12 protein-coding genes and 1 riboswitch are annotated in these 10,220 nt (G+C 74.0%); of the genes, 6 read left to right on the top strand and 6 right to left on the bottom strand.

The genetic code is table 11. The features are described from left to right. Positions 1 to 86 precede the first annotated feature (86 nt). Positions 87 to 189, top strand: a riboswitch (TPP riboswitch). Between the two features lie 111 nt (positions 190 to 300). The 4 genes from ACFU5G_RS26385 to ACFU5G_RS26400 are packed head-to-tail and all read left to right on the top strand — an operon-like array spanning position 301 to position 3,186. Continuing rightward, positions 301 to 594 (top strand): MTH1187 family thiamine-binding protein, encoded by a 294-nt coding sequence (locus ACFU5G_RS26385; protein WP_377251448.1) that lies wholly within the window; start codon positions 301 to 303, stop codon positions 592 to 594. Beyond that, positions 591 to 1,412, top strand: coding sequence for an ABC transporter permease (locus ACFU5G_RS26390; protein ID WP_377251450.1), 822 nt, complete (start codon positions 591 to 593; stop codon positions 1,410 to 1,412). The genes ACFU5G_RS26385 and ACFU5G_RS26390 overlap by 4 nt, the downstream gene beginning before the upstream one ends. Beyond that, a complete protein-coding gene (locus tag ACFU5G_RS26395) occupies positions 1,409 to 2,446 on the top strand; it encodes an ABC transporter substrate-binding protein (protein WP_377251452.1) in 1,038 nt (345 codons plus the stop codon). The genes ACFU5G_RS26390 and ACFU5G_RS26395 overlap by 4 nt, the downstream gene beginning before the upstream one ends. Continuing rightward, on the top strand, positions 2,443 to 3,186 hold the full coding sequence (locus tag ACFU5G_RS26400) for an ABC transporter ATP-binding protein (RefSeq protein WP_377251454.1): 744 nt from the start codon (positions 2,443 to 2,445) through the stop codon (positions 3,184 to 3,186). Before ACFU5G_RS26395 ends, ACFU5G_RS26400 begins: the two co-directional genes overlap by 4 nt. Before the next feature lie 19 nt (positions 3,187 to 3,205). On the opposite strand, the gene ACFU5G_RS26405 is transcribed toward ACFU5G_RS26400, so the two are convergent. Next, the gene (locus tag ACFU5G_RS26405) at positions 3,206 to 3,511 is read right to left on the bottom strand and encodes an ArsR/SmtB family transcription factor (RefSeq protein ID WP_377251456.1); all 306 of its coding nucleotides are present in this window, start codon (positions 3,509 to 3,511) and stop codon (positions 3,206 to 3,208) included. 71 nt (positions 3,512 to 3,582) lie between these two features. Between ACFU5G_RS26405 and ACFU5G_RS26410 the strand changes: the two genes are divergently transcribed. Beyond that, positions 3,583 to 4,770, top strand: a complete 1,188-nt coding sequence (locus ACFU5G_RS26410) for an MFS transporter (RefSeq protein ID WP_377251458.1) — start codon at positions 3,583 to 3,585, stop codon at positions 4,768 to 4,770. A 133-nt stretch (positions 4,771 to 4,903) separates the two neighbouring features. On the opposite strand, the gene ACFU5G_RS26415 is transcribed toward ACFU5G_RS26410, so the two are convergent. The 5 genes from ACFU5G_RS26415 to ACFU5G_RS26435 form a co-directional block, all read right to left on the bottom strand. After that, complete coding sequence (locus ACFU5G_RS26415) at positions 4,904 to 5,725, bottom strand: amino acid ABC transporter ATP-binding protein (protein ID WP_377251460.1); 822 nt, start codon at positions 5,723 to 5,725, stop codon at positions 4,904 to 4,906. Next, positions 5,712 to 6,371, bottom strand: coding sequence for an amino acid ABC transporter permease (locus tag ACFU5G_RS26420; RefSeq protein WP_377251462.1), 660 nt, complete (start codon positions 6,369 to 6,371; stop codon positions 5,712 to 5,714). Before ACFU5G_RS26420 ends, ACFU5G_RS26415 begins: the two co-directional genes overlap by 14 nt. 101 nt (positions 6,372 to 6,472) lie before the next feature. After that, on the bottom strand, positions 6,473 to 7,267 hold the full coding sequence (locus ACFU5G_RS26425; RefSeq protein WP_377251464.1) for an amino acid ABC transporter substrate-binding protein: 795 nt from the start codon (positions 7,265 to 7,267) through the stop codon (positions 6,473 to 6,475). A 92-nt stretch (positions 7,268 to 7,359) separates the two neighbouring features. Next, positions 7,360 to 8,313 carry a helix-turn-helix transcriptional regulator gene (locus ACFU5G_RS26430; RefSeq protein ID WP_377251466.1) on the bottom strand — a complete coding sequence of 318 codons (954 nt, stop codon included), beginning with the start codon at positions 8,311 to 8,313 and terminating at the stop codon, positions 7,360 to 7,362. Then, positions 8,313 to 9,236, bottom strand: coding sequence for a cation diffusion facilitator family transporter (locus ACFU5G_RS26435; RefSeq protein WP_377251468.1), 924 nt, complete (start codon positions 9,234 to 9,236; stop codon positions 8,313 to 8,315). Before ACFU5G_RS26435 ends, ACFU5G_RS26430 begins: the two co-directional genes overlap by 1 nt. Positions 9,237 to 9,424: 188 nt before the next feature. Here ACFU5G_RS26435 and ACFU5G_RS26440 point away from each other — a divergent pair, with 188 nt between their 5' ends. Beyond that, positions 9,425 to 10,207: a class I SAM-dependent methyltransferase gene (locus ACFU5G_RS26440; RefSeq protein ID WP_377251470.1), complete on the top strand. Its 783-nt coding sequence runs from the start codon at positions 9,425 to 9,427 to the stop codon at positions 10,205 to 10,207. The last annotated feature ends 13 nt before the right edge of the window (positions 10,208 to 10,220 follow it).

Raw genomic sequence — 10,220 nt, forward strand, 5'->3', positions numbered from 1 at the left:
GAGCAGTCTCAAAGCGAAGAAACCCGGGCCTCGAAGGTTTGCAGGCTTCCGCATCTCCCACGACCAGCGGTACCGTGGCCCCGCCAACGCGGGGAGCTCGGGGTAGCCGGGCTGAGAGGAAGGCCTGGGCACCACGCCCGACGCCGTCGACCCGATCACTTGAACTGGGTAATGCCAGCGGAAGGACGTGCCTGACGGCACGGGCGTTCGGTCGAGGCCGTCCCCTGCGCAGGGGGCGTGGTCGCGCGCCCCCCGTCGGGAACCGGCGACCTCTGGCATGCCCGTGCACGGAGGTCGCACATGCTCGCCGAGATCCAGGTCTCTCCCCGCCCCAGCGGCACGCCCGACGCGCGGTACGCGTACGTGGACGCCGCCATCGCCGTCATCGAGGCGTCCGGGCTCACCTACGAGGTGGGCGCCATGGGCACGTTCGTCCAGGGCAGCCCCGACGAGGTGTGGGCGCTGCTGCGCGCCGTCCACGAGGCGACGCTCGCCGCCGGCGCGGACGGCGTCCAGTCCAACATCAAGGTCAGCCAGGGCGCCGACGACGCCGGCCCCACCATCGCGGACCTCGTCACCAAGTTCCGGGCGTGAGCCGGGCGGTCCGGCCCGAGCGGGGAGTCCGGCCCGAGCGGGACGTCCGGCGCGCTCGGCGGCGGCGGGTTGCCGGGCGCGTGCTCGCCCCGCTGCTGACCGTCGCGGCGCTGCTCACGGTGTGGGAGGCCTGGGTGCGCCTCGCGGACGTGCCCGAGTTCGTGCTGCCCGCGCCGTCGCAGGTGGCGCGCACCGCCGTCGAGGTGGCGCCGCTGCTCGGGCCGCACGTCGTGACCACGCTGACCGAGGCCGCCGCCGGGCTCGCGCTCGGCGCGGTCGCCGGCCTGCTGCTGAGCATCGTGGTGACGGCCTCCCGCGTGACCGGCGACGCGGTGTACCCGCTCGTCGTGCTCACGCAGACGGTCCCGGTCGTCGTGCTCGCGCCGCTGATGATCCTGTGGGCGGGCTTCGGCCTGCTGCCCAAGGTGATCCTGGTGTCGCTCACCGTCTTCTTTCCCGTCCTGGTCTCGGCGGTGGGTGCGATGCGCGCCGTCGACGCCGAGCACTCCGACATGGTCGCCGGCCTGGGCGGCACCCGCCTGGACCAGTTCCTGCTGGTCCACCTGCCGGCGTCGGTGCCCGGCGCGCTCGCGGGCCTGCGGGTCGCCGCGACCTACGCGGTGGGCGCGGCCGTGGTCGCCGAGTACCTCGCCGGGCAGTCCGGCCTCGGCGTGTTCGTGCAGCGGTCCCGCAAGGCGTACGCCGTGGACCAGATCTTCGTGGGCGTCGTCCTGATCGCCCTCCTGTCCGGCCTGTTCTTCGCCCTCGTCGCCGCGCTCACGCGCGTCGCGACGCCGTGGCAGAGAGGAAAATCATGAACCTGTCCCGTACCCCCGCCCTGGCCCTCGCCGCGATCGCGCCGCTGGCGCTCGCGGGCTGTGGTGCCGCCGCGGGCACCACCGACGCGGCGTCCGACGGCGGCCTGCGCGAGGTCACCGTCGTGCTCGACTGGACGCCCAACACCAATCACTCCGGCCTCTACCTGGCCCAGGCCGAGGGCTGGTTCGAGGAGGAGGGGCTCGACGTCGAGATCGTCGAGCCCGGCGAGACCTCGGGTCTGCAGCTCGTCGCGGCGGGCCAGGCCGACTTCGCGTACTCCGTGGCGGAGGGCCTGGTCCCGGCGCGGGCGGCGGGCGCCGACGTCGTCTCCGTCGCGACCGTGCTCGAGCACAACACGTCGTCCCTGATCAGCCTCACGGACGACGGGATCACGCGGCCCAGGGACCTGGAGGGCAAGCGGTACGGGTCCTACGAGTCCGACCTCGAGAAGGCCCTGATCAGCAAGCTCGTGGAGTGCGACGGGGGCGATCCCGCGCAGGTCGAGTTCACGCCGCTGGTCAGCGACGACTTCCGCATCGGCCTCACCGAGGACCAGTTCGACACCGCCTGGGTGTTCGACGCCTGGGACACGATCCGGCTGGGCGAGGTGGACGGGCTCGACGTCGACACCATCGCGTTCCGCGACCACCTCGACTGCATCCCCGACTGGTACACGCCGCTCGTGGCGACGTCCCGGTCGCTGCTCGACGAGGAGCCTGACGTCGCCCGCGGGTTCCTGGCCGCGCTCGCGCGCGGGTACGACGAAGCGGCGGCCGACCCCGACCGGGCGGCCCAGGTGCTGCTGGAGGCCGCTCCTGAGCTCGACCCAGAGCTGGTCGGGGCGAGCGCGCGGTGGCTCGGCCCGCAGTACGCGTCGGGCGACTGGGGCGTGCAGCGCGCCGACGTGTGGGACGGGTTCGTCGGGTTCCTCGAGGAGGAGGGACTGACCGAGCCAGGGTTCGACACGGACGCCGCCTGGACCGACGACTACCTGCCGGGCGCTTCCGACGCCGACGCGGCCGGCCAGCCGTGAGCGTGCTCTCGGCGCGCGGGCTGAGCGTCCGGTTCGGCGACGTCCTGGCCCTGGACGGCGTGGACCTCGCGGTGGCCGACGGCGAGTTCGTCGCCGTCGTCGGCCCGTCGGGGTGCGGCAAGTCGACGCTGCTGCGCGCGCTCGGCGGCATGCTGCCGCCGGGCGCGGCGGTCTCGGGGGAGCTCACGCTCCCCGTCTTGCCGGACGGTGCGGCGGCGACCGCGTGGATGCCGCAGCGGGACGGGCTGCTGCCGTGGCGCCGGGCATGGTCCAACGCCCTGCTCGGCGCCCGGATCGCCCGGGTGCCGCGGGCCGACGCCGAGGCGCGCGCCGCCGAGCTGTTCGAGACGTTCGGCCTGGCGGGCTTCGAGCGGGCGTGGCCCCACGAGCTGTCGGGCGGGATGCGGCAGCGGCTCGCGCTGCTGCGCACCTGCCTGGCCGGGCGGCCCGTGCTGCTGCTCGACGAGCCGTTCGGTGCGCTGGACCCGATCACGCGGCGGCGGATGAACGAGTGGCTGGCGGGGGTCGGGCTCGCCGACGCCGGCCGCCCGGGCGCGTCGGCCGCCGGCGTCGGGCAGCGGGCCGTGGTGCTCGTGACGCACGACGTCGACGAGGCCCTCGCCCTGGCCGACCGCGTGGTGGTGCTCGGCGCGCGGCCGGGCCGGGTGGTGCTGGCCGGCGCCGCCCCGAGCCGGGACCAGGTGCTGGCCGCGCTGGAACCGCTGCCGCGTCAGGGGTGACCGGAGCGGGGCCCGGTGGTCAGCTCTCGGCGAGCACGGCGGCGATCAGGCCCGGGAACTTGTCGTCGAGCTCGTCGCGGCGGAGCTGGATGGCGTGCGTACGGCCGTGCACGATCGTGCGCGTGAGCCCGGCCTCGCGGAGCGTGCGGAAGTGGTGCGACATGGTCGACTTCGTGAGGTCCAGGCCCCAGCCGTCGACGGTCTTGGGCTTGGGCTGGCCGTCGGCCAGCGTGTGCACGATCCGCAGGCGCACCGGATCACCGAGGGCCTTGAGCACGTCGACGAGCTCGACCTCGGTCATGTCCGGGCTCGGGTAGTCACCCATGACGCACCTCCGGGGCATCGGTCCGGGCCAACGGTTCGACAACCATCGAACTATCACGTACGCTCGACGGTATGACGTTCATCGAACAATCATACGCGCCGCGCGGCGCCTATCTCCGGATCGGCGTGATCGCGGCGGCGCTGTTCGTGGTCGGCACCAACGCGTTCGTCATCGCGGGCGTGCTGCCGCAGATCGCGACGGGGATCGGCGCGACCGCCGGTGCCGTCAGCTACTCCATCTCCTGGTACGCGATCATCGTCGCGGTGCTCGCGCCCGTGGTCTCCGTGCTGTTCGCCCGTGCGTCCCGCGCCGCCCTGATGGGCGCGGGCATGGGTCTCATCGCCGCGGGCATCGCTCTCTCGGCCATCGCCGGTGACCTCGCGATCTTCACGGCCGGCCGCGTCGTCGCCGCGCTCGGCGGCGCCGCGCTCATGCCCGCCGCGATGGCGGCCGCCCCCACCCTCGTGCCGCCTGAGCAGCGGGGGCGCGCGCTCGGCGTCGTCGGCCTCGGGTTCATGCTCGCGACCGCCGTCGGCTCCCCGCTGGGCACGGCGCTCGCGGCCCTCGGCAGCTGGCGGCTCGCGCTCGGCATCCTCGCGGCGCTCGCGGCGGTGCTCGCCGGCGTCGTCGCGCTGTTCATGCGTACGGTGCCGACCGGGTCCGTGCCCGGGCTCGCCGCCCGGTTCGCCGTGCTCCGCGACGTCCGGATCGGCCTGGCCCTGATGACGGCTCTGCTCTTCACCGCCGCGTTCAACATGGTCTACATCTTCAGCTCGGCCGTGACCAGCGGCGTGACCGGCGGTAGCGGCACGGCGCTCGCGACGCTCCTGCTGGTCTTCGGCGTCGCCGGCCTCGTCGGCAACTGGCTGGGCGGCTCCCTGACCGACCGGCTCGGGGCGCGGCCCACCGCGCTCACCGCCCTCGCGGTGGTCGCCGTCTCCCTCGCCGCGCTCTTCGTGGCCGCGGACTCGTACGTGGGCACCGCCGTCCTGTTCGGCGTCTGGGGCCTGGCCACCGCGGCGGCCCTGGTGCCCATCCAGCACCGCCTGGTCGACGTCGACCCCGCCGTCGCCGGGGTGTCCCTGTCGTGGTACTCGACGGCGATGTACGTCGGGATCGCGATCGCGCCCGTCGTCGGCGCGTCGGTGCTGCCGTTGGGCGCGGCGTGGCTGGACCTGCTCGGCGCCGCGGCCGCCGCGGCGGCGCTCGCCGTCTTCGCCCTGGGTTACGCGCTGCCCCGCCGGGCCGCGCTGGTCTAGGCGGGGCCCGTGCGCCGGTCCCTTTCGAGGTCTAAGTTTCTTCGCTTTGAGGCGACTCAAAGCGAAGAAACTTAGACCTCAAAGGGGAGGGGCCAGCCACAGGGGGGACTGTCAGGGCCGGCCCGGCGCGGCGTCAGTCCAGGGGGTGGAGCACCCGCTGCAGGAACCGGCGGGTGCGCTCCTCGGTCGGGTCCGTGAAGATCTGCGCGGGCGCGCCTCGCTCGACCACCACGCCGCCGTCGAGGAACAGCACCTCCGAGGCGACCTGGCGCGCGAACTGCAGCTCGTGGGTGACCACCACCATGGTCCAGCCCTCCTCGGCGAGCTCCTTCATCACCGTCAGCACCTCGCCCACCAGCTCGGGGTCGAGGGCGGACGTCGGCTCGTCGAACAGCAGCAGGTCGGGCTGGAGCGCGAGCGCGCGCACGATGCCGACGCGCTGCTGCTGGCCGCCGGACAGCTCGTGCGGGTAGGCGTCGCGCTTGTCGGCGAGCCCGACGCGGGCCAGGAGCTCCTCGCCGCGGCCGACCGCCGTCGCCCGCGGGACCCGCTGGACCTGGGTGGGGCCCTCGATCACGTTCTCCAGCACCGTGCGGTGCGGGAACAGGTTGTGGTGCTGGAACACCATCGCCGACCGGTCCCGCAGGGCCGCGCGGTTGGTCTTCGCCGTCCGCGCGACGTCGCGCCGGCCCCTGGCCTGCGCCGTGGCCTGGGCGCCGAAGTCGACCACGGGGCCGTCGTCGAACTCCAGCACCCCGGCGTCCGGCGTCTCCAGGCCGTTGAGCGAGCGCAGCACCGTCGTCTTGCCGCTGCCGGAGGCACCGATCAGCGCGACGACGTCGCCGCGGCCCACCTCCAGGTCCACCCCGCGCAGCACGTGGTTGGTGCCGAAGGACTTGTGGATGCCGCGGGCGGCCAGGAGGGTGCCCCGCTTGCGGTCCTCAGTGTGCGACATAGCGGTCCAGCCTCTTCTCGAGTGCGTTCTGCCCCGCGGACAGCACCGTGCAGAACATCCAGTAGATGAAGGCCGCCTCCAGGTAGACCGTCATGAACTCGCTCGAGAACGCGGCGATCTCCTGGGCCTTGCGGAACAGCTCGGTCACCAGGATGAGCGACGCGAGCGACGTGTCCTTGACCAGCGAGATGAACGTGTTCGACAGCGGCGGCACGGACACCCGGGCGGCCTGGGGCAGGATGATCCGGCTCAGGGACCGGGCGGGCGACATGCCGATGGTCCACCCCGCCTCCCACTGCCCCTTGGGCACCGAGAGGATCGCGGCGCGCACCACCTCGGCCGCGTAGCCGCCCACGTTCAGGGAGAACGCGATGATCGCGCTCGGCCACGGGTCCAGGCGGATGCCGATCTCCGGCATGCCGTAGAAGATCACGAACAGCTGCACCAGGAGCGGCGTGCCGCGGATCACCGAGACGTACGCCCGGCCGATCCAGGCCAGCACCGGGTTGGGCGAGAGCCGCAGCAGCGCCACGATCAGCGCCAGCACCAGGCCGATCGCGAACGAGGCCAGCGCGAGCGGGATCGTGCCCGTGAGGCCGCCCAGCAGGAGCGGCCAGAACGAGTCGACGACGAGCTGCCAGTCCATGTGTCTCCCCCCGCGCCGTCAGCGGTGCCCGGCGCGGGACGCCGCGCCGGCTGCCGCGCGGGGCGCCGTACCGCGCCCCGCGCCCTGCCGTACGCCGAGCGTCACTGGGAGACGTCCTCACCGAAGTACTTCTCGCCCAGCTCGGTCAGGGTGCCGTCGGCCTGCAGCTCGTCGAGGGCACCGTCGATCGCGGTGGCCAGGGCCTCGCGCTCCGGCGTCACGACGAACGCGGACTGCGACTCCTCGTCGGTCTCCGCCGCGACCTTGATGCCCGAGGCGTCCTCGGTGTTCGCGTAGTCGAGGTAGGTCAGGCTGTCGTTGATCGTGGCGTCCACGCGGCCCTGCTCCAGGAGGGCGACGGCCTGTGCCCAGCCCTCGACGGCCTCGACCTTCGCGCCGTTCTCCTTGGCGAGGTCGTTCCAGTTGCTGGTCAGGGACTGCGCGGTGGTCTTGCCGTCCAGGTCCGCGAAGCTGGTGATGTCGTCGTTGTCCGCGGCGACGACGAGCACACCCGTCGAGACCGTGTACGGGGTCGAGAAGACGTACTTCTCCTCGCGCTCCGGGGTGATGGTCACCTGGTTGGCGATCGTGTCGAAGCGGCCGGCGTCCAGGCCCGTGAAGATCGCGTCCCACTGGGTCTCCTGGAACTCGACCTCCAGGCCCAGGTTCTCGGCCACGGCCTGGGCGACCTCGACGTCGTAGCCCACGAGCTCGCCCGTCTCGTCGTGGTAGCTGAACGGGCGGTAGGTGCCCTCGGTGGCGACGACCAGCGTGTCCCCGGACAGGCCGAGCTCGTCGCCGGCACCGCTCGACTCGCCGGAGCTGCCACAGCCGGTCAGGGCCAGCAGGGCGGCCGAGGCCGCGGTAGCCGTGAGGAGGGCGCGGTTGCGAGACATGGTGAGGGCTCCTTCGATGGGATGGCACACATCGGCCCGGCCGATGCGTGCCCCAAAACTAGCCGATAGCAGACCTGAACTCACGCACGAGCCTAGGCCCGCTCGGTCCGCCGCCAGCGGTCGGGTGTGATCCCGTACCGATCCTTGAACCGGCGCACCAGATAGGTGGCGTCCCGCAGGCCGGTCCGCGCCGCGACGACGGCCAGCGGCAGGTCGGTGTCCCGCAGCATCCGGCGCACCTCGGTCATGCGCCGCTCGGTGATCCACTCCAGCAGCGTGCGGCCCGTGCGCTCGCGGACCGCCGTGGTCAGGTAGCCGGGCGTGTAGCCCAGCGCACCCGCGACGTCGGCCGCGGAGACCGGGTCGCGGAACGTCGACTCGATCTCGTCGAAGACGCGCGTCACCAGCGGGTCGGGCGGGGCGGGGGCCGACGGCGCCAGCCGCGCCGCCCCGATCAGGATCCGCGTCAGCAGGGCCGACGCCGCGTCCCGCGCGCCGAGCCGGCCGGGCCCGGCGAGCTCCTCGTGCAGCTCCGTGAGCCAGGCCGACCAGCGCGGCCGCTCGTCCGCGGGGACGTTCGCGCTCAGGGCCGGTGGGCGGTCGGCGGCGCCCGGCCCTGCGGGCTCCGCCTCGAACAGCGCCAGGAGCGGGTGGTGCGCCCAGGCCAGCGGTGAGACCGAGGCGAGCGAGGGGACGGCGTCGGGCGTGAAGGCCAGCGTCCACGCCCGTGAGCCGGCGAAGCCCTGGACCGTCCCGGGGTCGATCGTGCGGCCGGGCGGGACGGCGAACAGGTCGCCGTCGTGCGCGCCGTCGTCCCCGCGCGTGCCGCGCTCGATGAGCACGAGCACGTAGAAGTCGTGGGCGTGCCGGTGCCCGGGTGGCGGGTGCGGGTGCTCGTCCGCGCCGTCGTGCAGGTTGACGTTCACCGGCGGCATGCCGAGGCGCGGCTGGTACCGGTACACCGGGGTGCCGTCCGGCCGCACCGTGCGGACGCTGGACGGGGTGCGCAGCGGGGGCGGGCCGCCGTCCCCGGAGCGGGGCGTCATCACCGGTCGCCCGGCACCGCGAGGGTGAGCACGGCGTCGACGATCTGCGGCGCGCGCTCCAGCTGCCCCTCCAGCGCCCGCAGCCGGACCGCGACGTGCGACTCCGACTCGTCGCCCGGCAGGTCGATGCTCGCGACCAGCAGGATCTGCCGCGGGCCCACGAACTCGAGCCGCAGGTGACCCACGTGCTCCACGCCCGGCAGCGCCTCGATCCGCTCCCGCACCGCCTGGTGGATCTGCTCGTCGGCGACCTCGCCCGTGAGGAACCGCCGGTTGCGGTCGAACAGCACCCACGCCACGACGCACAGCAGCACCCCCACGAGCACCGAGCCGATCGCGTCGTACCGGGCGTCGCCCGTGACCTGGTGCAGCCCCATACCCGCGGCCGCGATCACCAGGCCGACGAGCGCCGCCGAGTCCTCCGCGAGCACCGCCCGGAGCGTGGGGTCGGACGTCGCCAGCGCGTGGTCCAGCAGGTCCCGGCCCAGCTTGCGCGCCTCCGCACGCGTGCGCCGGTAGGCCTGCGCGAACGAGAAGCCCTCCAGGCAGAAGGCGACCGCCAGGACGAGGTAGCCGATGCCGTAGTCCGTGGCCTCCTCGGTCTCACCGAAGGCGTGGATGCCGTGGTAGACCGACACGACGCCGCCGGCCAGGAACAGGCCGAGCGCGGCCAGCATCGACCACACGTACGCCTCCCGGCCGTAGCCGAGCGGGCGCTCGCGGTCCGGCGGCCGCGCCGCTTTGCGCTCCGCGACCAGCAGGAACACCTCGTTGCCCGTGTCGGCCCAGGAGTGGGCGGCCTCGGCCACCATCGACGCCGAACCCGTCAGCACCGCCGCTACCGACTTGGCGACCGCCACCGCGAAGTTGGCCCCGAACGCGATCACCACCGTCAGCGCCGACTCGCTCCGTTCCCCTGCCATGCGTCCCCCTCCGTCGCGACGCCCCCGACGCTACCGACCTTCGGCCGCACCCGCCCGACCGAAGATCGTCCGATCGAGACCGACTTCCGTGCTGCCACCGCGCCGCAGGATGTCCAATGCTGGAGGTGGCGGCCGGCACGGCCGGCCCGCGCCGCCCGGCGCGGGTACCCGGACGGAAGGCACCCGGCATGAACGACAGCAGCACCGTGCGGATCATCGACCCCCGCACCCCGGAGGAACGCGGGCGCGAGTTCCTGCCCGGCATGGGCCGGCCCTGGCTGCTCCCGCTCTACGACTCGTTCACCCGGCTCTCCCGGGTGCGGCCCCTGCACGACCGGGCGGCGGCGCTCGCGGACGTCGCCCCGGGCGAGTCCGTGCTCGACCTCGGCTGCGGCACCGCGAACCTCTCGCTCGCCGTGCTCCGCGCGCAGCCGGCCGCACGCATCACGGGCCTGGACCCGGACGCCGCGGCCCTCCGCATCGCGGCCCGCAAGGCGGCCCGGCGCCGCGTCCCGCTCACGCTGGTCCAGGGCTTCGCCGACCGGCTCCCGGTCGACGACGGCTCACTCGACCACGTCGTCTCCGCCCTCGCCCTGCACCACGTGCCCGACGACGCGCGGGTGCGGTTCGCGCACGAGGCGTTCCGCGCGCTCCGGCCGGGCGGGCGCGTGACGATCGTCGACTTCGGCAGCGCGGACGGTTCCGGCGGCGAGCACGGCCACGAGCACGGGCACGGCCACGAGCACGGCCGCGGCTCCCGGCGCGGCCCCGGCAGCACCGGCGCGTACGGCCGGGTGCGCGGGCACGGCCGGGGGCACGCCGCCGTCGCCGGCAACCCGCACACCGCCCGGAACCTGGAGGGCGGCCTCGTGCGCCTCCTCGCGGACGCCGGGTTCGCCGACGCCCGCGAGGTGGCGCACGTGGAGCACCGCTACGGCCCGGTCACGTTCGTGCAGGCGACGCGCCACTGAGCGGCGCTCCGCC

Source organism: Promicromonospora sp. NPDC057488 (genome assembly GCF_042802395.1).
Classification (GTDB): domain Bacteria; phylum Actinomycetota; class Actinomycetes; order Actinomycetales; family Cellulomonadaceae; genus Promicromonospora.